Source organism: Shinella zoogloeoides, assembly GCF_003574625.1.
In the GTDB taxonomy this organism is placed as follows: domain Bacteria; phylum Pseudomonadota; class Alphaproteobacteria; order Rhizobiales; family Rhizobiaceae; genus Shinella; species Shinella zoogloeoides_A.
On the sequence record NZ_QNUJ01000001.1, the window covers coordinates 147,399 to 170,857 of the forward strand.

General features: G+C 66.7%; 21 protein-coding genes. 13 read left to right on the forward strand and 8 right to left on the reverse strand.

The genetic code is table 11. The features are described from left to right. Nucleotides 1-7: 7 nt before the first annotated feature. Entirely contained in the window at nt 8-1,810 is a 1,803-nt protein-coding gene (locus DSD28_RS00710; protein ID WP_162911166.1) for a monovalent cation:proton antiporter-2 (CPA2) family protein, read from the reverse strand. 106 nt (nt 1,811-1,916) lie between these two features. Between DSD28_RS00710 and DSD28_RS00715 the strand changes: the two genes are divergently transcribed. The 6 genes from DSD28_RS00715 to lpxK all read left to right on the forward strand — a co-directional run bounded on the left by DSD28_RS00715 (nt 1,917) and on the right by lpxK (nt 7,910). After that, nucleotides 1,917-3,263, forward strand: coding sequence for a TldD/PmbA family protein (locus DSD28_RS00715; RefSeq protein ID WP_119254438.1), 1,347 nt, complete (start codon nt 1,917-1,919; stop codon nt 3,261-3,263). Between the two features lie 4 nt (nt 3,264-3,267). Then, nucleotides 3,268-4,074, forward strand: coding sequence for a 3'(2'),5'-bisphosphate nucleotidase CysQ (locus DSD28_RS00720; RefSeq protein WP_119254439.1), 807 nt, complete (start codon nt 3,268-3,270; stop codon nt 4,072-4,074). A 59-nt stretch (nt 4,075-4,133) separates the two neighbouring features. Next, the gene (locus DSD28_RS00725) at nt 4,134-4,370 is read left to right on the forward strand and encodes a DUF4170 domain-containing protein (RefSeq protein WP_119254440.1); all 237 of its coding nucleotides are present in this window, start codon (nt 4,134-4,136) and stop codon (nt 4,368-4,370) included. 162 nt (nt 4,371-4,532) lie between these two features. Beyond that, nucleotides 4,533-5,849, forward strand: coding sequence for a lipid IV(A) 3-deoxy-D-manno-octulosonic acid transferase (waaA, locus tag DSD28_RS00730; RefSeq protein ID WP_119254441.1), 1,317 nt, complete (start codon nt 4,533-4,535; stop codon nt 5,847-5,849). 11 nt (nt 5,850-5,860) lie between these two features. Further along, the gene (locus tag DSD28_RS00735) at nt 5,861-6,595 is read left to right on the forward strand and encodes an HAD family hydrolase (RefSeq protein WP_119254442.1); all 735 of its coding nucleotides are present in this window, start codon (nt 5,861-5,863) and stop codon (nt 6,593-6,595) included. Between the two features lie 274 nt (nt 6,596-6,869). After that, nucleotides 6,870-7,910 carry a tetraacyldisaccharide 4'-kinase gene (gene lpxK / locus DSD28_RS00740; protein ID WP_119254443.1) on the forward strand — a complete coding sequence of 347 codons (1,041 nt, stop codon included), beginning with the start codon at nt 6,870-6,872 and terminating at the stop codon, nt 7,908-7,910. Nucleotides 7,911-7,985: 75 nt separating this feature from the next. On the opposite strand, the gene DSD28_RS00745 is transcribed toward lpxK, so the two are convergent. Then, entirely contained in the window at nt 7,986-8,225 is a 240-nt protein-coding gene (locus DSD28_RS00745) for a DUF2093 domain-containing protein (RefSeq protein ID WP_119254444.1), read from the reverse strand. A 67-nt stretch (nt 8,226-8,292) separates the two neighbouring features. After that, on the reverse strand, nt 8,293-10,098 hold the full coding sequence (gene mutL / locus DSD28_RS00750) for a DNA mismatch repair endonuclease MutL (RefSeq protein WP_119254445.1): 1,806 nt from the start codon (nt 10,096-10,098) through the stop codon (nt 8,293-8,295). Nucleotides 10,099-10,396: 298 nt separating this feature from the next. Here mutL and DSD28_RS00755 point away from each other — a divergent pair, with 298 nt between their 5' ends. From DSD28_RS00755 to DSD28_RS00770, 4 genes are all read left to right on the forward strand, one after another. Beyond that, complete coding sequence (locus DSD28_RS00755) at nt 10,397-12,094, forward strand: response regulator (RefSeq protein ID WP_162911167.1); 1,698 nt, start codon at nt 10,397-10,399, stop codon at nt 12,092-12,094. Nucleotides 12,095-12,286: 192 nt separating this feature from the next. Further along, nucleotides 12,287-13,642: a putative bifunctional diguanylate cyclase/phosphodiesterase gene (locus DSD28_RS00760; RefSeq protein WP_119254447.1), complete on the forward strand. Its 1,356-nt coding sequence runs from the start codon at nt 12,287-12,289 to the stop codon at nt 13,640-13,642. A gap of 127 nt (nt 13,643-13,769) precedes the next feature. After that, nucleotides 13,770-14,105: a PilZ domain-containing protein gene (locus tag DSD28_RS00765; RefSeq protein ID WP_245424697.1), complete on the forward strand. Its 336-nt coding sequence runs from the start codon at nt 13,770-13,772 to the stop codon at nt 14,103-14,105. A 217-nt stretch (nt 14,106-14,322) separates the two neighbouring features. Then, a complete protein-coding gene (locus tag DSD28_RS00770) occupies nt 14,323-16,371 on the forward strand; it encodes an NADH:flavin oxidoreductase (protein WP_119254448.1) in 2,049 nt (682 codons plus the stop codon). A gap of 122 nt (nt 16,372-16,493) precedes the next feature. Here the strand turns inward: DSD28_RS00770 and DSD28_RS00775 are convergent, their stop codons facing one another. The 5 genes from DSD28_RS00775 to DSD28_RS00795 form a co-directional block, all read right to left on the reverse strand. Next, on the reverse strand, nt 16,494-17,195 hold the full coding sequence (locus DSD28_RS00775; protein WP_119254449.1) for a PRC-barrel domain-containing protein: 702 nt from the start codon (nt 17,193-17,195) through the stop codon (nt 16,494-16,496). A gap of 214 nt (nt 17,196-17,409) precedes the next feature. Continuing rightward, nucleotides 17,410-18,294 carry an SMP-30/gluconolactonase/LRE family protein gene (locus DSD28_RS00780; RefSeq protein WP_119254450.1) on the reverse strand — a complete coding sequence of 295 codons (885 nt, stop codon included), beginning with the start codon at nt 18,292-18,294 and terminating at the stop codon, nt 17,410-17,412. After that, nucleotides 18,291-18,929 (reverse strand): 2-dehydro-3-deoxy-6-phosphogalactonate aldolase, encoded by a 639-nt coding sequence (locus tag DSD28_RS00785; RefSeq protein WP_119254451.1) that lies wholly within the window; start codon nt 18,927-18,929, stop codon nt 18,291-18,293. The genes DSD28_RS00780 and DSD28_RS00785 overlap by 4 nt, the downstream gene beginning before the upstream one ends. Nucleotides 18,930-18,944: 15 nt before the next feature. Next, the gene (locus tag DSD28_RS00790; RefSeq protein WP_119254452.1) at nt 18,945-19,886 is read right to left on the reverse strand and encodes a 2-dehydro-3-deoxygalactonokinase; all 942 of its coding nucleotides are present in this window, start codon (nt 19,884-19,886) and stop codon (nt 18,945-18,947) included. Then, nucleotides 19,886-20,647: an SDR family NAD(P)-dependent oxidoreductase gene (locus tag DSD28_RS00795; protein ID WP_119254453.1), complete on the reverse strand. Its 762-nt coding sequence runs from the start codon at nt 20,645-20,647 to the stop codon at nt 19,886-19,888. Before DSD28_RS00795 ends, DSD28_RS00790 begins: the two co-directional genes overlap by 1 nt. 102 nt (nt 20,648-20,749) lie before the next feature. Here DSD28_RS00795 and DSD28_RS00800 point away from each other — a divergent pair, with 102 nt between their 5' ends. The 3 genes from DSD28_RS00800 to DSD28_RS00810 all read left to right on the forward strand — a co-directional run bounded on the left by DSD28_RS00800 (nt 20,750) and on the right by DSD28_RS00810 (nt 23,373). Beyond that, on the forward strand, nt 20,750-21,538 hold the full coding sequence (locus tag DSD28_RS00800) for an IclR family transcriptional regulator (RefSeq protein ID WP_119254454.1): 789 nt from the start codon (nt 20,750-20,752) through the stop codon (nt 21,536-21,538). A 269-nt stretch (nt 21,539-21,807) separates the two neighbouring features. After that, complete coding sequence (locus DSD28_RS00805; protein WP_119254455.1) at nt 21,808-22,545, forward strand: helix-turn-helix transcriptional regulator; 738 nt, start codon at nt 21,808-21,810, stop codon at nt 22,543-22,545. An 84-nt stretch (nt 22,546-22,629) separates the two neighbouring features. After that, nucleotides 22,630-23,373, forward strand: a complete 744-nt coding sequence (locus tag DSD28_RS00810) for a helix-turn-helix transcriptional regulator (protein WP_119254456.1) — start codon at nt 22,630-22,632, stop codon at nt 23,371-23,373. Nucleotides 23,374-23,459: the final 86 nt, after the last annotated feature.

A 23,459-nucleotide genomic window follows, 5' to 3' on the forward strand; every position in this document is an offset into this window, starting at 1 on the left:
AAATGCTCTAGGCCGCATTCTCCTCTTCCTCCTCGTCGGCCTCCTCCGCCACCTTCTTCTTCGGCTTGACCAGCGGCTCCGGCTTCACCGGCTTGGAATGCAGCATGTGCCGCCCCGCGGCGATGCCTTCGGCCGCCTGCAGCTCCAGCCGCGCCACGTCGCGGCGGCGGATGTCGTCGCTGATCGCCAGCGCGTCGTCCGGCTCGACGCCGAGCTCCTCCAGCGTTTCCCGGCCGAAGACGAGAGCGGATTCGAAGGTCTCGCGCACGTCGTGCTGCACGCCCTTGGCCCTGAGCGCCAGGGTGTGGATGCGGTCGTAGGAACGCACGAAGAGTGTGGCATTGGGATATTCCGACTGCACGAGATCGACGATGCGGTCGGTCGCGCCCTTGCCCTGGGTGCAGATGGCGACGATCTTGGCGCGCTCGATGCCGGCCGCGCGCAGCACGTCCTTGCGCGTGCCGTCACCGAAATAGATGCGGAAGCCGAAACTCGCCGCCTGCCGCACGCGATCCGTCGAATGGTCGATGACCGTGACCTCGCGCCCGCCGGCTAGCAGGATCTGCGCGGCGATCTGGCCGAAGCGGGAAAAGCCGATCATCAGCACGTCGGCGCCGGCCCCTTCGAAATCCTCTTCGATCTCCTCTTCCGCGTCTTCGACGAGCAGGAAGCGCGAGAGCGCGGCGGCAATCGGCGTCAGCGCCATGGAAATGGTGACGACGGCGATCAGCAGCGAGGCGAGCCCGTCGGAGAAGATGCCACCGGCCGCCGCGGCCGTGAACAGCACGAAGCCGAATTCGCCGCCTTGCGGCAGCACGAGCGCGATGCGCACCGCATCGTTGTGCGGCGAGCCGGTGAAGCGGCAGAGGCCGTAGATGACGAGGCTCTTGACCAGCATGACGGCGGGCGTCGCGATCAGGATCGTCAGCCAGCTTGCGAAGATGACGTCGAGATGCAGCGACAGGCCGACGGCCATGAAGAACAGGCCGAGCAGGATACCGCGGAAGGGCTCGACATCCGCCTGCAATTCGTGCCGGTAGGAGGAATCGGCAAGCAGCACGCCGGCGAGGAACGCGCCCATGGCCATGGAAAGCCCGGCCATCTGCAGGAGCATGGCCGCTGCGAGCACCACGAAGAGCGCCGCGGCGATCATCGCCTCGCGCGCGCCGGTGCGGGCGATGATCTGGAACAACGGGTTGAGCAGGTAGCGACCGGCCACCAGCAGCGCCGCGATGGCGGCGATGGCGATGCTGAAATCCTCGAAGGCGCTGGTGCCGGCTTCGGGTTTCTGTTCGGCGAGCAGCGGGATCAGTGCCAGAAGCGGCACGATGGCAAGGTCCTGCAGCAGCAGCATGGAAAAGGCGCGCTGCCCGTAGTGCGTATTGATGTCGCCCCGCTCGTCGAGGATCTGCATGGCGAAGGCCGTCGAGGAAAGCGCAAGGCCGAAGCCGATGATCAGCGCGCCGTCCCATTCCTCCAGCCCGAAGGCGAAGGTCAATCCGGCGAGCGCAAGGCCGGTGATGGCGACCTGCGCGATGCCGAGGCCGAAGATGTCGCGCCGCATCGCCCAGAGCCGTGAGGGCTTCAGTTCCAGCCCGATGAGGAAGAGCAGGAAGACCACGCCGAGCTCGGCGACGCCCAGCAATTCCTCCCCGTCGCGGATCTGGTGCAGGATCGGCCCGATCACCACGCCGGCGGCGAGGTAGCCGAGAATGGTGCCGAGCCCCAGCCGCTTGAAGATCGGCGCGGCAAGCAGCGCCCCGCCGAGCATCATCAGGACCTCGTTATACGGGCTGTGGGTATAGGACATGCGGATGCTTTCTCTTCGGAGCCGGTCGCTGGGGGCAAAAAAGGAGGGTGGCCCTTGATGCCCGTACCGGCGCACAATAAATGGGGCAGCAAAGAAAGGCCAAGTCATGTCAGAGACGATCGATTCCGCAAGCCTTCTCGCGCGCGCCGGCGAACTCATCGACCGCGCCATACAGGCGGGGGCGGATGCGGCCGATGCCGTCGTCGTCCGGGGCCGCTCCTCCTCGGTCAGCGTGCGCCTCGGCAAGGTCGAAGGCACGGAAGCCTCCGAGAGCGACGATTTCTCGCTGCGCGTGTTCGTCGGCAAGCGCGTCGCCAGCGTCTCGGCCAATCCCGGCTTCGACCTGAAGGTGCTTGCCGAGCGCGCGGTCGCCATGGCCAAGGCCTCGCCGGAAGACCCCTTCGCCTCGCTCGCCGACGAGGCGGACCTTGCGAAAGACTGGCCGGACCTCGAACTCTACGACCCGACCGAGGTTTCCGCCGACCGGCTCACGGAAGCCGCTCTTGCCGCGGAAGCCGCGGCGCTTGCCGTTTCCGGCATCACCAATTCCGGCGGGGCCGGCGCTTCGGCCGGCATGGGCGGGCTCGTCCTTGCCACCTCGCATGGTTTTTCCGGCGCCTACAGCGCCAGCCGCTTCGGCCGCTCCGTCAGCGTGATCGCGGGCGAGGGCACGAAGATGGAGCGCGACTACGACTTCGATTCGAGCCTCTATTTCGCCGAGCTGAGGGATGCCGGGGAGATCGGCCGCGAGGCCGCCGCCCGCGCCGTCCGCCGGCTCAATCCGCGCCAGGTGCCGACGGCGAAGAACGTCACCGTCATATACGATCCGCGCGTTTCACGCGGCATCGCCGGCCATATCGCCGGGGCGATCAATGGCGCGGCCGTCGCCCGCAAGACCAGCTTCCTGCGCGACCGCATGGGCAAGCAGGTGCTGAAGGCAGGGCTTTCCGTCACCGACGATCCGCTCATCGTGCGCGGTCCGTCGTCGCGTCCCTTCGACGGCGAGGGCATCACCGGCCGTCGCCTCGCCATGATCGAGGACGGCGTGCTGCAGCACTGGTTCCTGTCGACCTCCACCGCCCGCGAGCTCGGCCTCCACACCAATGGCCGCGGCGTGCGCGGCGGGACCTCGGTCAGCCCCGCCTCGACCAACCTCGCGCTGGAGCCCGGTGATATCGCGCCGGAAGACCTGATCCGTTCCGTCGGCACAGGCCTCTACGTCACCGAGCTGATCGGCCAGGGCGTCAACATGGTGACGGGCGAATACAGCCGCGGCGCTTCCGGCTACTGGATCGAGAACGGCGAGCTGACCTTCCCGGTCTCCGAGGTCACCATCGCCTCCAATCTTGCCGACATGTTCCTGCGCATCACGCCGGCGAATGACATCGACCGCAGCTTCGGCGTCGCCGCGCCGACGCTTGCCATCGACGGCATGACGCTGGCCGGAAAGTAGGACCATGCCCAGCCCCGCCCACGCCTGGAGCGCAGACCTCGATCTTCTGGTCGGGGCTGCCCGGCTTGCGGGCGCAAGGGCGCTGGATTTCTTCCGCAAGGGACCGGACGTCTGGTGGAAGAACGAGGGCCGCTCGCCGGTGAGCGCGGCGGATTTCGCGGCCAACGACATCCTCAAGAAGGAGCTGCTCTCCGCCCGGCCGAACTACGGCTGGCTCTCGGAGGAGACGGACGACGATGCCGGCCGGCTCGATTGCGAGACCGTCTTCGTCATCGATCCCATCGACGGCACGCGCGCCTTCATCGCCGGCAAGGACATCTGGTGCGTCAGCGCCGCCGTCGTGCATCATGGCCGGCCGGTGGCGGGCGTGCTCTTCGCCCCCTCGCTCGGCGAGGTCTTCACCGCGGCGGCGGACGGACCGGCGCTAAAGAACGGCAGCCCCATCGCAGCGAGCGAGCCGGATGCGGCGCGCCCCACCCGCATGGCCGCGCCGGAGGACATGGCACAGGGTATCGACCGGCACATGATCGGCGGCGTCCACCGCATTTCGCATGTGCCTTCGCTCGCCTATCGCCTCGCCATGGTGGCGGACGGGCGCATCGACGGAACGCTGGTCAAGCGCAATGCGCACGACTGGGATCTGGCGGCCGCCGACCTCATTCTTTCGCGCGCTGGCGGCGGCCTCGTGACGCTCGACGGCGCGCCGCTTTCCTACAACCGCCCGACCGTCAGCCACGAGACGCTGGCGGCGGCGGGTGCCGCCCGGCTTTCCGGGCTCGTCGATGCCGCGCGGCACCTTGCCGGCCATTGACCTTTCTTTCGGAATACCGCAAACCGTCTGCCGAAATCGGCACAAGAAAAGAGAGAAACATGACCGAATCGATCGAACCGAAACAGCTCCTTCATCTCGTGTTTGGCGGCGAGCTGAAGACCCTCACCGAAGTCCAGTTCCGCGATCTCGAAAAGCTCGACATCGTCGGCATCTTCCCGGATTATGCGACCGCGCTGACAGCCTGGAAGGCCAAGGCACAGCAGACCGTCGACAATGCGCATATGCGCTATTTCATCGTGCACATGCACCGCCTTCTCGACCCGCAGAAGGGCTGAACCGCATTTGCGACACCGCCCCGCGCGGCCTTGCCGCGCCGGGCAGAAAGACTGGTCCTTCATGATTTTCGAGAGCCGGCAAGCCGTCAGAGAAAACCCAGCAGACATGCATGGCGGCCCCGCGTCCGCCGTTGCAGCCGGACAGGCGAAGGCGTGCCGCCCATGAGCACACGGCTTGCCCGCGCCGCGCTTTCGCTTTACCGCTGGGGCGGCGTCGCGCTCTATCCGGTCATCGGTCCCTATCTCGCGCTGCGCGCGGCCAAGGGCAAGGAGGAGCGCTCGCGCCGCAAGGAGCGCTATGGCGCAGCCAGCGTCGCGCGGCCGGAAGGCCCCCTCGTCTGGTTCCATGCCGCCAGCGTCGGCGAGACCAATGCCATCGTGCCGCTGATCCGGGAAGTGCGCCGCCGCGGCATCGCCGTGCTGCTCACCACCGGCACCGTCACCTCGGCCAAGGTCGTGCAGGACCGCCTCGGCAGCGAGGTCATCCACCAATATGTGCCGCTCGACCTCAAGCCGGCGGTCAGCCGTTTCCTCGAATACTGGCATCCAGACCTTGCCATCATGGCGGAGTCGGAAATCTGGCCGATGACCATTCTGGAGCTCGGCGCGCGCCATATCCCGCAGGTTCTGGTGAACGGCCGCATCTCCGACCGTTCCTTCCCGCGCTGGAAGCGCCGGCATGCCCTTGCCGACGCGCTCTTCGAGAATTTCGCGCTGGTGATCGCCCAGTCGGAAACGGATGCGGAGCGGTTCCGCACGCTCGGGGCCCTGCCGGTGCTCGTTTCGGGCAATCTCAAGGTCGATACGGACGCGCCGCCCGTCGATCCGCCCGTCCTGAAAGCCTATCTCGGCCAGATCGCGGGCCGCCGTACCTGGGCGGCAATCTCGACCTTCGACGGCGAGGAGGCCGCCGCCGGCAATGTGCACCGCATTCTCAAGGAGCGCGCGCCCGGCCTTCTCACCATCATCGTGCCGCGCCATCCCGAGCGGGGCGACGCCGTCGCGGACATGCTGACGGCGCGGGGCCTCAAGGTCGTCCGCCGTACCTCCGGCGAGCCGCTGACGCCCGATACCGACATCTTCCTGGGCGATACGATCGGCGAGATGGGCCTTTATCTCCGCATGACCGAGATCGCCTTCGTCGGCCGCTCGCTCTTCGCCGAGGGCGGGCAGAACCCGCTGGAGCCCGCCATGCTCGGCTGCGCGATCCTTTCGGGCGGCAACGTGCAGAACTTCCGCGAGGCCTACCAGCAGCTCGCCCGCAACGGCAGCGCCAAGATGGTGCGCGACATCGAGATGCTGGCCAAGGGCGTGCACTACCTGCTCGCCAACGACGAGACGCGCCGGCAGATGATCAATGCCGGGCAGGAGACCGTGCAGGAGATGCGCGGGGCGCTGCGCGCCACGATCAAGGGGCTGGAGCCCTATATCAATCCGCTCACCGTGAAGGCGCGGCTCCATCCGCGCCAGACCTCCTGAAAGGACAGGGCATGACCAAGGCGGCGACCATTTCCGGTATCCTCTTCGACAAGGACGGCACGCTGCTCGACTATGCCAGGAGCTGGATTCCGGTGAATTACGAGCTGGCCCGCATCGCCGCCGGCGGGGACGAGGCGCTCGCCCGCAAGCTGCTCGTGGCGGGCGGCATGGACCCCGACACGGGTTATGTCACGCCGGACAGCCTGCTTGCCGCCGGTAACACGGTCGAGATCGCCGAGGGCTTGGTCGCCGCCGGCGCGCCCTTCACGGTGGAAGGCCTTGCCACGCATTTCGACGGCCTCTTCGCCAATTCCGCCGCGCTTGCGGTCGCCGTCACCGACCTTGCCGCCTTCTTTGCCACCATGCATGCCCGCGGCTACTGGCTCGGCGTCGCCTCCAGCGACAACGAGGCCTCCATCCGCGCGACGGCGAAACGCTTCGGTTTCGACGGCTACCTGCACTATGTCGCCGGCTACGACAGCGGTTTCGGCACGAAGCCGGAGCCCGGCATGGTGCTCGGCTTCTGCGAGGCGACCGGCCTCGAGCCGCACCAGATCGCCGTCGTCGGCGACAACAACCACGACCTCCATATGGGCCGCAATGCCGGCGCCGGCCTCACCGTCGCGGTGCTGACGGGAACCGGCTCGCGGGAATCGCTGTCCGCGGCGTCCGACTATTGCCTCAACGACATCACCGAACTCCTGCCGCTGCTGCCCGAGGCGGCGGTGGCGCGCCCGGCGGCGTGAACGCGCCGCCTCGCCCCTCATCCGCCTGCCGGCACCTTCTCCCCGCAAGCGGGAAGAAAGGACAAGCGGCGGGGGCTTCCTTCATGCTTCTTTCGTCGGGGAAACCAGCGCCTCGTTCCCCTTCTCCCCGCTTGCGGGGAGAAGGTCGCGGCAGCGGGATGAGGGGCAGCGCCTCCGTCCCTCGCCATCCGGCGCTGTTTCCTGCAGTTGATTTTCCTCAGGTCTTCGCGTTTCCTTGCGCAACGACAGGGCAGGGCTATCCACGGGAGACGACATGGTAACCGAAGCGCCGCCTTTCTGGTGGACGAAGCCGGACTGGCGCGCCTATGCGCTCTGGCCGGTCTCGCGCCTCTACGGGCTGATCGCCGGCTGGCGCATGCGCAAGGGTCGCCGGGCCGAGGTGCCGGTGCCCGTCATCTGCGTCGGCAACTTCACGGTGGGCGGGGCCGGCAAGACGCCGACGGCCATCGCGCTCGCCCGCGCCGCCAAGGCGCGGGGCCTCCGGCCCGGCTTCCTCTCCCGCGGCTATGGCGGCTCGCTGGACGTCACGACCGTTGTCGATCTCAACCACCACCGCGCCCGCGCGGTCGGTGACGAGCCGCTGCTGCTCGCCCGCGAGGCGCTGACCGTCATCTCGCGCAAGCGGGTGAAGGGTGCGCGCAAGCTGGTGGAGGAGGGGGCCGACATCATCATCATGGACGACGGCTTCCAGAGCGCGCGCCTTGCCTTCGATTATGCGCTCCTCGTCATCGATACGCGCCGCGGCATCGGCAACGGCCATCTCGTGCCGGGCGGGCCGGTGCGCGCGCCGTTGGCCGAGCAGATGCGCCAGACGAGCGCGCTGCTCGCGATCGGTGACGGCGATGCGGCCGACCGGCTGATCCGCCAGGCGGCGCGGGCCGGCAAGGCGGTCCATCCCGCGACGCTCGTCACCGTGGGCGCGGAGGACCTGAAGGACGAGGTCGTCATGGCCTGGTCCGGCATTGCCGACAACGAGAAGTTCCACCGCACGGTGAACGAGACGGGCGCGCATCTCTATGTTTCCCGCAGCTTCCCGGATCACCACTATCTCACCGACGACGAGGTGGCCGAAATCCTCGACCATGCCGAAGGGCTCGGCTACCAGCTGGTGACGACGGCCAAGGACAGCGTGCGGCTCGCGGGTGGTCACGGCCGTTCGGAGGAACTGAGGAAAAAGAGCCGCGTGATCGAGGTGGAAATCCGCTTCGACGACCCGAAGGGGCCGGATGCGATCATCGACGCGGCGATCGCCAATGCCCGGCGGCGCAAGCTGCAGCGGCTGGCAAAGAAGTGAGGGATTAGGCAATAGGCAGTCGCCAATAAGGGATTGACGCCCTCACGTCTTTCGACAGCACCTACTGCCTACTGCCTACTGCCTCTTCTGGTTGGGCAGCACGCCGGCGCGCTTCTCCGCGTCGAGCGAGGCTGCGCAGCTCACATAGGCTTCCTGCCGGGCGACGCTCCAGTAGCGGAGCTCGTCGACCGGCACGGCCTCGCCGGTCATCGCGCAGGTGACGTGCGAGCCCGGCATCAGGATCTGGAAATCGCCGTCGAGATAACGGATCTTCGCTTCACGGCTGCCGCCGCGGCCTTCCAAACGGTTCATCATCGATTTCAGTATCCGTATCATCCGATGCCGATGCAATATCGCGCCGGCCGTCAAATTTCCAGCTTTTTCAGCTTCGGCCGAACAGTCGCTCGATGTCGGAAAGCTTCAGCTCGATATAGGTCGGCCGTCCGTGGTTGCACTGGCCGGAGCCGGGCGTCGCCTCCATCTGGCGCAAGAGCGCGTTCATCTCCTCCGGCCGCATGCGTCGGCCCGAGCGGACGGAGCCGTGGCAGGCCATGGTCGCGGCGAGATATTCGAGCCTGGCCTTGAGGCCGCTCGCCGTGTCCCATTCGGCAAGCTCGTCGGCAAGCTGGCGGATGAGGCCGGCCGCATCCATCTCGCCGAGCATGGCCGGCGTCTCGCGCACCGCGACCGCGCCGGGGCCGAAGCGCTCGATGCCAAGGCCGAGCCTTGCGAATTCCTCGGCATGGGAGACGAGCCGGTCGCAGTCGTCTTCCGGCAGGTCGACGATTTCGGGAATGAGGAGGGCCTGCGCCGGCACGGGCCGGGCATGCAGCGCCTCGCGCATCGCCTCGAAGACGAGCCGTTCATGCGCGGCATGCTGGTCGACGATGACGAGGCCGTCCTCGGTCTGCGCGACGATGTAGTTCTCGTGCAGCTGCGCCCGTGCCGCGCCGAGCGGATGGCGCTGCGGCGGCTCCTCCTCGCGGATGGAGGGGGAGGGCGTGAAGGCGGGCTCGCCGCGCGCCGAGGGCGCCGCGAATTCCGCAAAGCCCGCCTGCTGCCCGCGGAAGGCCGGCGGCGAGGCCGTGGCGCTCTCGAAAGGTCGGTAGGGCGAGGCGGAAGGGGTCCATGAGGCGGCGGGGCGCGCTGCTTCCGGCCGGAAGGCGCGCATCAGGCCGCTTGCGCCGGTCGTCGAGGCGCGGTCGCCCTCGCGCGCGAGCGCCTCGCGGATCGCGCCGATGATGAGGCCGCGCACGAGGCCGGGATCGCGGAAGCGCACGTCCGACTTTGCCGGATGCACGTTGACGTCGACCAGCGCCGGATCGATGTCGATGGCAAGCACCGCGACGGGATAGCGCCCGTGCGGGATGGTCTCGGCATAGGCCGCGCGAAGTGCCGACCAGATCAGCTTGTCCTGCACCGGCCTTCCGTTGACGAAGGCGAATTGGTTGAGGCTGTTGCCGCGGTTGAAGGTCGGCACGCCGGCAAAGCCGGTGAGCCGCACGCCCTCACGCTCCGCATCGATCTCGATGGCATTGTCGCGGAAATCGCGGCCGAGCACCTGCGCGATGCGGGCAAGCCGGTCCGTGCCGGTCGCGGGGAATTCCAGCGTCGTGCGGTCGGAGCCCGACAGCACGAAGCGCACATGCGGAAAGGCGATCGCCATGCGGCGCACGACATCGGAGATGGCCGAGGCCTCCGCCTTCTCGCTCTTCAGGAACTTGAGGCGGGCGGGCGTGGCGAAGAAGAGGTCGCGCACCTCGACGACGGTGCCGCGATTGGCGGCGGCCGGGCGTACCGGCACCACCTTGCCGCCCGTCACGCTGATCTCGGCCCCTTCGCCGGCCTCCGCCGTGCGGCTGAGCAGCGACAGCTTTGCGACCGAGCCGATGGAGGGCAGCGCCTCGCCGCGAAAGCCGAGCGTGCGGATATCGAGAAGGTCGGTGTCGAGCTTGGAGGTGCAGTGCCGGCGGATCGCCATCTCCAGGTCGGCGGGCGCCATGCCGCCGCCGTTGTCGGTGACGCGTAGCAGCGTCTTGCCGCCGCCGGCCGTGGCGATCTCGATGCGGGTGGCGCCGGCATCCAGCGCGTTCTCGATCAGCTCCTTGGCGGCGCTCGCCGGCCGTTCGATCACTTCGCCGGCCGCGATCTGGTTGATGAGGGTTTCGGAAAGCTGCCTGATGGTCATGGCGCCATTTTCGCGGATTCGCCGGCCGCCCGCCAGTGGGTGCGGCGGCTTATCCCGCCTCTTGGGCGCCGGCCGGTTTAATCAGGCTTTAATAAAATGCTGCGAACGTGCCGTTGCGCTTGTATGAGCACAAGCCGGCCGGGTTCTCCGGTGGACGATTGCAGCGTCGCTGGCCGCTGGCATTCCCCAATGTCCCAAGGTGCGTGAGCACCGATCAGCATGTTTTCGGGAATGCCAACAGGCGAGGACTGCCAGAATGAATGATGTAGCGCCGTCAGACGCGCACATCCGGTCGGGAATGTTCGAAGCCGCGTGCGATATCCTCGCCGCCGCGGTGATCGTCTATGACAAGAACGACCGCCTCGTCTTCGCCAGCCGGCAGGTCCTGCGCTATTTCCCCATTCCCGCCGAAACACTGGTGCCCGGAACACGCCTGCGCGACGTGCTCGGCGCGATCTTCGACAGCGGCGTGCGCTACGGCATCTCGCCCGACCAGCGTCACAAGCCGGTCAACCGCGAGGAGTGGATCTCCGCCCGCATCTCCGCCCATTGGCGCGAGCAGTACGATGCCGTCGAGCGGCTCGGGCGCGACCGCTGGATCCATTTCCGCAAGCGCCGCCTGCCGAGCGGCTACAACGTCACCACCTTCGTCGACATTTCCGAGCAGAAGAAGCAGGAAGAGCAGTGGCGCCTCGATCTGGAGCGCATCGCGCTCACCGAGGAAATCCTCGAGACCCTGCCTTCGCCGATGGTCGTCAAGGACCGCAACCTTGCCTATATCGCGGTGAACCGGGCGTTCTGCGCGGTCTACGGCACCGATCCCGACAGCATTCTCGGCCGCACCGTCTGGGCGCTGGCCGATGCGGAGAGCGCGGACCGCATCGAAGCGAGCGACCGTTCCGTGCTGGAGACGGGCGAGCCCTACATGCTGGCGGAGCATATCATCCGCGCCGACGGCTCGGATCTCTATGTCATCACGCGCAAGTACCGCATCGGCGCGCCCGGCCATCATGCCATCGTCACGGTGATGGAGGACGTCTCGGCCTTCGTCGCCGGCGAGCGGGTCATGACGGACGAGGGCGATGCGCTGCTGCGCGTGCCGGGCGGCTTCGTGCCCGCGCAGAACTGCTTCGATCCGGTGCGCGATGCCGAGCGCCGCCTGCTTCTCGACCAGTTGAACCGCGAGGACGTGACGGCAGTGGCCGGAAAGCGCGTGCTCGTCGTCACCGGCAATCCCCGCATCGAGGAAATCCTCGTCGACGAGTTCAAGGCCAAGGACGCCGATTCCTGCGCGGTCCATTCGGTGCGGGAATGCCAGGCCTTCCTCCTGCACGCGGCCGAGCAGGGGATCGTCCTCGATCTCGTCATCGTCGACGGCGACGTGCCGGACCATGCCGCGATCCGCAACAATGCCTATGGCGTGCCCGTGACGGTGATCTCGGCCGAAGGCATCGGTTCCGATTTCATGCGCGTCCTCGTGGAAGAGCACGAACTGCTTTCCGAGGATACCTCGCCGCTCGGTGACATCCTCACGCCCGTGCCGATTTCCGACGACTGGTACATCGCCACCGACATCACGACCATGCTGCCGGCCGCCGTCGGCGACGTCGAGGTGCTGGTCGCCGAGGACAACCAGATCAACCAGTTCGTCTTCTCGCAGATCCTCGAAGGCCTCGGCATTTCGCACCGCATCGCCGAGAATGGCGAGGAAGCGGTCATGCTCTGGCGCAAGCACCAGCCGCGCCTCGTGCTGATGGACATCGCCATGCCCGTGATGAACGGCATCGACGCGGCGAAGGAGATCCGCGATGCGGAGAAGCTGACGGGCACCCACACCCCCATCGTCGCCGTCACGGCCCAGGCGCTGAACGTCGACATGCAGAACTGCATGGATGCCGGCATGGACGATTACATCGTCAAGCCGGTCAGCCCGGAAATGATCGAGGCCGTCTACCGGCGCTATGCCGCACGCAAACAGGAGAAATCCGTCGCCTGACGCATGCGGAGAGAACTGGCCACCCCGTGCCCCGTCGCAAGGCATGCTTCAAGTTGAAAACGGACGGTCAACTCCCCAGAAATGGGGAGGTCTGTGGGAAGGACTGACGATCGCTTGCTATGCATTTGTTAACGGACATGCCCCATCGTAGGGCAGTCCTCGGAGGTCAGGCGCAAGTATGGGAAATCATTGATGAAGTCTGCTGATCATGCGGCGCTGGATGTTTCCCAGACTGATCTTCATGCCATGGCCTATACCGATCCCCTCACCGGTCTCGGCAATCTCTATCGCCTGCGCGACAAGGTGCGGCAGATCGCGCGTGAGCGCGAGGCGGACCCGGCGCCCTTCGCCATCGGCATCGCCAATCTCGACGGTTTCAAGCCCATCAACGATCTCTTCGGCCCGCGCGCCGGCGACGAGATCCTCTGCCAGGTGGCGCACAGGCTGAAGGCCTGCATTCCCGACGGCGCGACCGTCACCCGCCATGGCGGCGACGAGTTCGCCTTCGTGCTGCCGCTGGTCTTCGAGCGCAAGGGCGCGGAAAAGCTCGGCCAGATGCTGCGCGAGGTCCTGTCGGCCCCCTTCGATCTCGGCGACCGCAACGTACGCCTTTCCGCCTCCTTCGGCTTCGCCATCTATCCCTTCGCCGGCGAGGATTTCACCGAGCTGCTGAAGAGCGCCGATACCGCGCTTTACCGTTCGAAGCGCCGCGGGCGCGGCCAGATCACGGTCTATTCGCAGGAGATCGCCCAGGAGATGAAGCGCGCGACGCAGCTCGAGCAGGCGCTGCGCAATGCAATCATCGCCAACGAGGTGGACGTCCATTTCCAGCCGATCGTCAGCCTGCGCGACGATACCGTCGTCGGCTTCGAGGCGTTGGCGCGCTGGTGCGATGCCGATCTCGGCTATGTCTCGCCGGCCGTCTTCGTGCCGCTCGCCGAGGAGCGCGGCTTCATCGACGCGCTGTCCGACACGCTGCTGCGCAAGGCGGCGGAGGCGGCGCTTTCCTGGCCGAAGGAGTTGTTCCTCTCCTTCAACCTCTCCTCCGCCCAGCTCATGGACCCGAAGACGGCGTTCAACACGCTGGCGATCCTCAACCGCGTCGGGCTCGATCCGCGCCGGTTGGAGCTGGAGATCACCGAGACGGCGGTGATGACCGACGCCGACACGGCGCAGAAGATCATCGGCGAGCTGCGCGCGGCGGGCGTGCGCATCTCGCTCGACGATTTCGGCACGGGCCAGTCGAGCCTCGGGCGCCTGCGCGACTTCACCTTCGACAAGGTGAAGATCGACCGCGCCTTCGTCTCGCGCATTTCCAACGACAAGGCGTCCGAGCATATCATCAAGGCCATCGTCGCCATGTGCGAGGGGCTGGACCTTGCCGTCGTCGCCGAGGGCATCGAGGATTTCTCCGAGGCGCTGAAGCTGAAGGCGCTCGGCTGCGGCATGGGGCAGGGCTATTTCTACGGCAAGCCGGCCGATGCCGTCGCCACCATGCGCTTCCTCGCCGACCGCTATGTCAGCCTGGAAGGCCGCGCCGCTTCCTGATCCGGGCAGGCCTCGGGGCCAGGTGTCCCCGAATAAGTCAGTTCCTTAAATTTGCATGCATTTTCTTATCGGGATGGCAAATGCCTTCCGCTAGGTTTTCTCCAGAATCAAGTCTGGGGTGACAGCGATGGCGACCATCAAGGATATGCCCGTCCGGGCGACCGATCGTTCCAAGGTGCGTATTTTTGCGACGGTGAAGGTCATGCATCAGTCGACGCGGGCGCGCGTCGTCGATCTTTCGCCGAGCGGCATGGCATTCGACATCGAAACGCCGATCCAGGCCATGCCCGGCCAGCTCGTGACGGTGGAGAGCGAGGAACTGGGCCGGCTGAGCGGCACGGTGCGCTGGTACGCCAATGGCCGCCTTGGCATCCAGTACAAGCTGTCGACCAATGCGCTGGCGCAGATCACCTCCTATTTCCGCTTCTTCCATGAGGAGATGCAGCCCGTCCTGCGCCGTTGACGGATCGTCTCCATAAAAGCAGGTTATGGCGCCGGTAAGTTTTTTTCCGCGTTACAGCGGCGATCCGCCCTGTGTAGCCTCGCTGCGGTAGGTGCTGCAAGGCAACGAGGGGGAGGGCGCGCGCTGGCCATGATTTGCCGCCGCGGCCGTCGCCCCGGATGTCGCCATTTGCGACTATCTCCCGCACGATCACGGCCGACCTGCTAGGACCTTTGAGATGACGCTATCGAAAGACCCGCTGCTCCAGCCCTACCGCCTGAAGCACCTGACGCTGAAGAACCGGATCATGTCGACCTCGCACGAGCCGGCCTATTCGGAAGACGGCATGCCCAAGGACCGCTACCGGCTCTACCACCTGGAAAAGGCCAAGGGCGGCATGGCGCTGACCATGACGGCGGGCTCGGCGATCGTCTCGGAGGATTCCCCGCCCGCCTTCGGCAATCTCTACGCCTATTCCGACGAGATCGTGCCGTGGCTCAAGAAGATCGCCGACGACTGTCACGAGCACGGCTGCGCCGTGATGATCCAGCTCACCCATCTCGGCCGGCGCACGGGCTGGAACAAGGGCGACTGGCTGCCCGTGCTCTCGGCCTCGCCGGTGCGCGAGGCCGCCCACCGCGCCTTTCCCAAGGAGATCGAGGACTGGGACATCGAGCGCATCGTCGGCGATTATGCCGCCGCGGCCCAGCGCATGCAGGCTGCCGGCCTCGACGGCATCGAGTTCGAGGCCTACGGCCACCTGATGGACGGCTTCTGGTCGCCCGCCACCAATCGCCGCGAGGACGAGTTCGGCGGCTCGCTCGACAATCGTTTGCGCTTTTCCGACATGGTGCTCGATGCCGTGCGCAAGGCCGTGGGGCCGGATTTCATCGTCGGCATCCGCATGGCGGCGGACGAAGACTGGGACATCGGTCTTTCGCGCGAGGAGGGCGTCGAGATCGCCCGGCACCTCGCCGATTCAGGCAAGGTGGATTTCCTCAATATCATCCGCGGCCATATCGACCATGACGCGCATCTGACGAAGGTCATCCCGATCCAGGGCATGGCCGCGTCCCCGCATCTCGACTTTGCCGGCGACGTGCGTGCGGCGACGAAGTTCCCGGTCTTCCATGCCGCCCGCATCGCGGATGTCGCGACGGCCCGCCATGCGATCGCCGAAGGCAAGCTCGACATGGTGGGCATGACCCGCGCCCATATCGCCGATCCGCATATCGTCAGGAAGATCGAGGAGGGCAGGGAAGCGCAGATCCGCCCCTGCGTTGGCGCCACCTACTGTCTGGATCGCATCTACGAGGGCGGCGGCGCGCTCTGCATCCACAATGCGGCGACCGGCCGCGAGGCAACCATCCCGCATGTCATCTCGAAATCGCCGGGGCCCCTGCGCAAGGCGGTGGTGGTCGGCGCCGGTCCTTCGGGGCTGGAGGCGGCGCGCGTTCTGGCGGAGCGCGGCCATGCCGTCGAGGTGCTGGAGGCGACCGGCGAGGCCGGCGGCCAGATCCTGCTCGCCGCCCGCAATCCGCGCCGCAGGGAACTGATTGGCATCGTCGACTGGCGCCTTGCCGAACTCGAACGCCTCGGCGTGCCGATCCACTACAACGTCTTTGCCGGCGGCGATGACGTGCTCGCCCTCGATCCCGACCTCGTGGTGATCGCGACGGGCGGCATCGCACAGAACCCGGAACTGGAAGCGGGCGACGACCTCGTCGTTTCGAGTTGGGACATCATCGCCGGGGCGGTGAAGCCGGAAGGCCCGGTCCTGCTCTATGACGACAACGGCGCGCATACCGGCATGACGGCGGCGGAGCTGATCGCGAAGGCCGGCGTGGAACTGGAGGTCGTTTCGCCGGAGCGCTTCTTCGCGCCCGAAATCGGCGGCATGAACCACGTGCCCTATGCCAAGGCCTTCGCGGAACGCAACGTCCGCGTGACGATCAACACGCGCCTCAAGGCCGTGCGCCGCGACGGCAACGGGCTGGTGGCGACGCTCGGCTCGGATTTCTCGACCGACGCCTCGGCCGAGCGCCGTGTCGCGCAGGTCGTGGTCGAGCACGGCACCATGCCAATGGCCGACCTCTATTTCGAGCTGAAGCCCTTGTCGCGCAATCTCGGGGCGGTCGACTACAAAGCGCTCATCCGACAGGAGAATCCGATCCGATCCCGCAATCCCGAGGGCACCTTCGATCTCTTCCGGATCGGCGATGCCGTCCACAGTCGCAACATCCACGCCGGCATCTACGATGCCATGCGCTACGGCGTGCTGTTTTAGAGCAATTCCAGCAAAAGTGCGCAGTGGTTTTGCGTCCGGAATTGCGGTGGGGAGCGCTTCATAAGAAAAACCCGGTGGCGCAGGGCGTGCCACCGGGCTGGAGGTCAGGGAAGCCCGCCGGTTTATTCGGCCGGCTGGGTCGTGGCGGGCGCGGTGCCCGTGGTCGTCGACGAGGTCGTCGAGCTGTCGACCGGGGTATTGGCCTGACGTTCCGCCACCTGCTGCGCCTTGGTCTTGAATTCCGGCGCGGCCTGCAGGCTTTCAGCCGTTTCCGTGGTCGTCAGCTTGACGTCATCGGAGTCCGGAACCTGCGTGATCGAGATCTTCTCGAACGGCACTGCAACCCACTTTTCGCCGATGCCCAGGAAGCCGCCGACACCGATGATGGCAGCGTCGATACCGCCGCTCTTTTCCATGATGAGGTCGGAGATCTTGCCGATGTTTTCATCGGCGCTGTTATAGACCGCCTGACCGATATAGGTGTTGGCGCTGATCTGTTCGTCCGACTGGGCCGTCAGATAGTCACCACCTGCTGCCGGAGCCTGGGCGGTATCCTTGCTCGGGGTTGCGGGCGTCTGGGCCGTATCCGTGCTGTCGGTGCCGGTTGCCGGGGTCTGGGCCGTGTCTTCGCTCGGCGTCGTGCCCGGCGTGGCTGCGGTGTCGCCCGGGGTCGTGCCCTCAGCGCCTGCGGCCGGCTGCTGCTCCATCGTCTGGGGCTGGCCTGCTGCGGGCTGATTCGTGTCCTGTGCATAAGCCACCGGAGCCAGAGCCGCGCCCAGGAAGAGTGCACCAGCGGCAACGGAGGTAAGAAGTTTCTTGGTCATTTTGAACCTGCCTTTCGTCTCGTTGGCATCAAGGCGCGGCGGCGGTTTCGAAATGCCCGTCCGCACCGGCTGATGGACAAGGAACGACGACCCCCGGCTTTGGTTCCGATGAAAATTGCCTTCTTCTTGATTGCAGCCATGCAAAAGAAGCGGCCCGAACCCCTTGAACGGGGCGGACCGCCTGCCGATTTTGCATGGGAAATGCGGCAACGCTCTACAGCGCGAATTTCGGCTCGAAGCGCCCCTTGACCTCAATGCCGAGCTCGAAGGTCCTGCCGGCCTCGGGATCGGCCGCGCGGGCCGCATCGTCGAGATCCTGCCAGGCGGAGGTGACGAGAAGCCGGTCGGCCTTGCCGCCGATGAAGGCGGTGCAGCTCGCCTGCGCGGCGGGCACGTCGTAACGCGCGACCTTCGTGCCGTCCGGCCTGTAGACGTCGACGGCATTCGCGCCCCAGCGGGCGTTCCAGATCAGCCCGTCTGCATCGCAGACGGATCCGTCGATGCCCCCCGGCGTGCCGCTTTCGTCGGAGAGGACTTCCGGCGCGCCGGTCGGCAGGCCGGTCTTCGGATCGACCGCCACCTTCATCAGCCGGTTGACGTCCGTGTCGGTGAAATAGGCGGTGCCGCCGTCCGGCGAGAAGCAGATGCTGTTGGGGATGGTGATGTCGGAGAAGAGCTTCGTCACCCGCTCGCCCGCCACATGGTAGATCGCGCCGGAATGCTTTTCGGCGCTGCGGCCCATCGTGCTCGCCCAGAGCGCGCCGGAGGGATGCACCCGTCCGTCGTTGGAGCGGTTGCCCGCCTTGTCCTCCAGTTTCGCGAAGGGCGTCAGCCGGCCGTCCGCGACGCTGCGCACGAAAAGCCCCTGGTCGGAAAGGATGAGCTGGCGCTCCGCGTCGATGACGGCGAGCACGCTGCCGAGGAAGGGCAGGTCGTGCACGGCCTTCGTCATGGTCGCAAGGTGAAGTTCGTGCAGCTTCCGGCCGCGGATGTCGAACCAGAAGGCCTTGTCCGTCGCGGGATCGTAGGTCGGCCCCTCGCCGAGCTGGCAGGCGGTCTCGCAGAGCGTGCGGCCGGTAAAGGCATGGGTTCCGGTCATCGGTTTGCCCCGTAGACGGCATCATAGGCTTCGATGGTGGCCACGGCGCGGGCGCGGGCCTCGGCGCCCGTCATGCCGGGCTTGTAGAGGCTGGAGCCGAGGCCGAAGCTGCGGATGCCGATGGCGGCATAGTCGGCGAAGTTCTTCTCCGAGACGCCGCCGACCGCGGCGATTTCGAGGTCCGCCGGCAGGATGGCGCGGATCGCGTTGATGCCGGCCGGGCCGAGCACGCTGGCCGGGAAGAATTTCAGGCCCGTCGCGCCGGCCCGGGCGGCGGCAAGCGCCTCGGTCGGGGTGAAGACGCCGGGCATCGTCACCATGCCCTTGGCGGCGGCGGTGGAGATCACCTCCGGCTCGACATTCGGGCTGACCATCAGGCGCCCGCCGACATCGGCGAGGCGGTTGACGTTGGCGACGGTCAGCACGGTGCCGGCGCCGATCAGGCAGCCTTCCGGCGCCATCTTCACGGCGATCTCGATCGACCTGAACGGTTCCGGCGAGTTCAGCGGGATCTCGATGGCGGTGAAGCCGGTGTCGATCAGCGCGCCGACGACATCCTCGGTCTCGCCCGGCTTCAGGCCGCGCAGGATGGCGATCAGCGGGTGCTTCATGGGGGGGAAGGGAATACGGCTCATTGTTTCCAGCTTTCTTTAAAGGGACCAGAGCGCCCTGGCGCCCGCGGCAAGGCCGTTGCGCACGGCGGCATCGGCATCGATGAGGGAAGGGGTGAGGCCGGCGGCGGCGAGCGCCTCGCTGTAGAGCGCGCCGAGCCCGCCGGAAACGACGAGCGCGACGGGGGTTCCTTCCGCGACGAGCGAAAGCGCGCCCGCGATCTCCAGCCCGATCAAGGTGCCGGAAAGCCGCGCCTTGGCATCCTCGGGCGAAAGCCCGGCGATCAGCGAGCCGGCGCGTACGGAGAAGAGCTGGCTCGTGGCGAGCGCCGGCTTTTCCACCATGCGGGCGACGGCGGCGCGGAAGGCGGCATTGTCGCCGGAGATCGCGCCGGCCTCGGCAATGGCGTGGCTGAGGATGGTGTTCTTGGCGATGGCCTCGAAGAGCTCGCCGGTCATGAAGGTGGAAAAGCCCTCGACCCTGCCGCCGGAAAGGCGGACCCATTTGCTGTGCGTGCCGGGCATGCAGACGAGATGGTCGCCGTTGCCGAGTTCGCCGGCGGCGCCGAGAAGCTGCGTTTCCTCGCCGCGCATCACGTCGGGAGCCATGGCGTCCCGCTGCGCAAGGCCGGGCAGGATGCGGATATCCGCGTCAATGCCGGGAATGCGCACGGCGGCGGCCGGAATGTCGGCGAGCGCGGCGGGCGTGTCGAGATAGCCGGCCTCGATCCAGCCCTGTTTGGCGCCCGCCATGCCGCAGATGAGGACCGGCAGGCCCGCCGGCGCGGAAATCGCGGCAAGGTGGCTTGCCAGCACCTCGGCAAAGCCGGTGCGGGCGGCCGTCGTCATGCCTTCGCCGCTACGGCGCTCGGCAAGAACGCCGCCGTCCCGGCCGATCAGCCAGAGGCGGAAGCTGGAGGTTCCCCAGTCCACCGCCACATAGGCAGGCCCGGCGGTGCGTTGCGGGGTGGGTTCGGTCATCAGAGCATGCCTCCGTCGACGATGAGCGTTTGGGCAGTGATGGCGGCGGCGGCGTCCGACGCCAGGAAGAGGCAGGGGCCGACCATGTCGGCGGCGACGAGCGAGCGCTTCAGGCACTGGCGGTCGATGCCGCCGGCAATCGCCGCCTCGTCGATCCACAGGCGCTTCTGCCGCTCGGTCAGCACCATGCCGGGCAGGATGGCGTTGACGCGGATATTGTCCGGGCCGAGCCGGCCGGCGAGCGACTTGGTGAGGCCGACGATGCCCGCCTTGGCGGTCGCATAGGCCGGCAGCTCGCCCATGTTGAGCAGGAAGGCGATGGAGGAGAAGCTGACGATCGCCCCGCCGCCATTTGCGCGCATGTGCGGCGCGACGGCCTGTGCGGCGAAGAAGTGGTGGCGCAGGTTCACCGCCTGGTTCTCGTCCCAGTAGTCGGGCTCGACGGTTTCCAGCGCGTGCCGGTCGTCGCGCGCCGCATTATTGACGAGCACGCGGATGCCGCCGAGCACGGATGCGGCCTCGGCGACCGCCGCGCGCAGGGCGTCGATATCGCGCAGGTCCGTCCTTATATAATGCGGCAGGTGCTCCACCTTGCCTTCCAGGCCGGAGACGAGCGTGCGGCTGTCCGCCTCGGCGATGTCGAGGAAGGCGACTCGCGCACCCTCGGCGGCAAAGCCGGCGACCAGCGCCGCGCCGATGCCCGAGCCGCCGCCGGTGACGAGCACGCCCTGTCCTGCGAGGTCCGGATAGCGGCCAGCCATCGCTTTCTCCCGAAATGTTCCATTATTTGGAACTGAGTTTGATTATTCGGAATTATTCCGCTACGATGCCGGCCTGTCAAGGGATGGAAAAGGGCTGCGACGATGACGACGACGCGGAACGAGGAGGGCGGAACCGGCACGCTCGGCAAGGCGGTCGCCGTGCTGGAGACGGTGGCGCTTTCCGAAAGGCCAATGCGCTTTACCGACGTGCTCGCCGTCAGCGGCCAGCCGCGCGGCACGCTGCACCGCCAGCTTTCCCATCTGGTGCAGGAAGGACTGCTGGAATTGCGGCCCGACCACGCCTATGTGCCGGGCCTTCGCCTGTTGAAGCTCGCCTCGGCCTCCTGGGCGCGTAACGAGTTCCGCGCCGTCGCCGCGCCCTTCCTCGAGGCGCTGCACGGGGAGACGGGCGAGACGGTGCATCTCGGCGTGCTGCGCGGGCGCGAGATCATCTATCTCGACAAGGTCGAAAGCCGGCAGGCCGTCCGCATGAATTCCCAGATTGGCAATGCGTCGCCCGCCTATTGCACCGGCGTCGGTAAGGCGGCGCTTTCGGTGCTCGACGCCGCCGCGCTCGATGCGATCCTGGGAGATTTGGAGTTCCGCAGCTTCACGCCGCAGACCATCACGGACCGCGCCGCGCTGCTGGCCGAGCTCTCAGGGATCCGCGAGAGCGGCATCGCCTTCGACAGGGAGGAGCACGAGCCGGGCATCCGCTGCGTCGCCGCCCCCGTCATCGACAGCGGGCGCGGGCTGGTGGCCGGCGTTTCCGTCACCGGACCGGCCTACAGGGTCGGGCAGGCGCAGCTCGAAGCATGGGCGCCGTCGGTGCGCCGGGCGGCGCGCGCGATCATGGAGGAACTTGCCGCAAGGCTCGGCCCGCAACGATAAGTGGATTATGCGGCGTGCAGCCTATGGCTAAGTTGTTTTGCCTCCCGATTTTACGGTAAATTAGAAAATCGCGCTGGACGTGGATTGGGGTCGCCATTAGCTTTCCCCTTGACCGGCTTGTTCGAGCCGCGTCGCTTGCCGCGGACTTGAGGCGCGGTTCTCGAACATACTTGCATTGGGACACGGGGGTTCCTGAGGCAAGCAGGTGCATTGTGCGGATGGAGCTGTTCTGCCGCGCGAGCGCGTGCATTGCTGAAGGAAAAAGGGATATGGCGGATCGAATCCATACGACATCTGCACAGTTCCAGAACCGATGGGGTACGAACCTGTCGGCCCTGGCCGCGGAGGAGGACGTCGCCGAAAGGCTGGAGGGCATCGCGAGGCACTTCGGGTTCCGCGGCTATCTCCTGATCACCGTCCCGTCCGAGACCTCCACGGATTTCTCCTCCAGCGTTCTCCTGACCTCCTGGCCGGACGAGATGCTGAGGACCTACGACCATGCGGGCCTGATTTTCGGCAGTCCCGTCGTCGAGCGCCTGCGCCAGAGCACCAATCCCTTCGTCTATGACGCGGACGGCACCAACCGCCGGCGCATCGACGGCAAGGCAGCGATCGCCGCGGACCTCTTCGAGCGGCACGGCCTGTCGCGCGGGGCCTATTTCCCGGCGCACAATTCGGCGGGCCTGCGCGGCGCGCTCGCCTTCGGCGGCACGCGCGAGCTCCTGCAGCCGCGCGAGATGGCCGAGCTCAACGCGCTGGCGAACCAGATCTTCACGGAAGTCGTCGAGCGTCGCTCCGGCCGCGGGCCGAACGTGTCGCTGTCGCGCCGGGAGATCGAGTGCCTGTCCTGGGCGTCCGCCGGCAAGACCAGCGTGGAAATGTCGGAAATCCTCGGTCTCTCGGAGTATACTGTCAATCATTACCTGAACCGCGCAACGCGCAAGCTCGATGCGGTCAACCGGGTTCAAGCGGTCGCCAAGGCGATCCGCGCCGGGCTTTTGAACTGATGCATAAAAAACCTTGTGACTTTCTGGAAAGCGTGCGGTCCCGCTCCAACTGCCCAAGGGGAGGACTATTCTTTGCGGGGCACCATGACGGATGACGAGACCAGAAACGGCGAAAAGCAGGTGCAGGACGAAGGCGCCGAGATCGCAGCTCTCGAGACGCAGTTCGACATCGTGCGCTACATGCGCCGCAAGTGCGAGGAATACGGCCTCAGGTATTTCATCGTCTTCACGCTGCCGGGTTTCGAGGCGGAAAAGCTCTCGGCCTATTCCATCGTCAGCAACTGGCCGCAGGAGGTCCTCGCCAAGTACGACGCCATGCGCATGGTCCGCCAGAGCGCCGGCATCCGTAAGCTGCGGCTGACCACGGTTCCCTTCACCTACGACATGCGCGAATGGATCGGCGAATCCTCCGAACATGCCGATTTCAGCGAACTGCTCGATATGATGACCGGCCATGGCATGCTGGTCGGCCATTTCTTCCCCGTGCATGACGCGCTCGGCAATCGCGGCGCGGTGGTCTGGGGTGGCGAGAGCGCGACGCTCGGCCGCGACGACCGGCTGATGCTGCAGATGATCTCCGTGCATCTCTTCAACCGGCTTGCCGAGATCGGCTCGGCCTGGAAGTCGGGACAGGTCATGCTGACCGACCGCGAGATCCAGTGCCTGAGCTGGACGGCGGCGGGCAAGACGAGCCTGGAGATCGCCGAGATCCTCGGCCTCTCCGAGCACACGGTGAACCACTACCTCAACCAGGTCACGCGCAAGCTGGAGGCGGTCAACCGCACCCAGGCCGTGGTCAAGGCCATCCGCCGCGGGCTGATCGCCTGAGGCAACCTGCCGCAAAGCCGCAAGTGCCCGTCGCCGGCAAATTCGTTTGGCGGCGGCCTTTGCGTGCACTATCTACGGGGATAAAG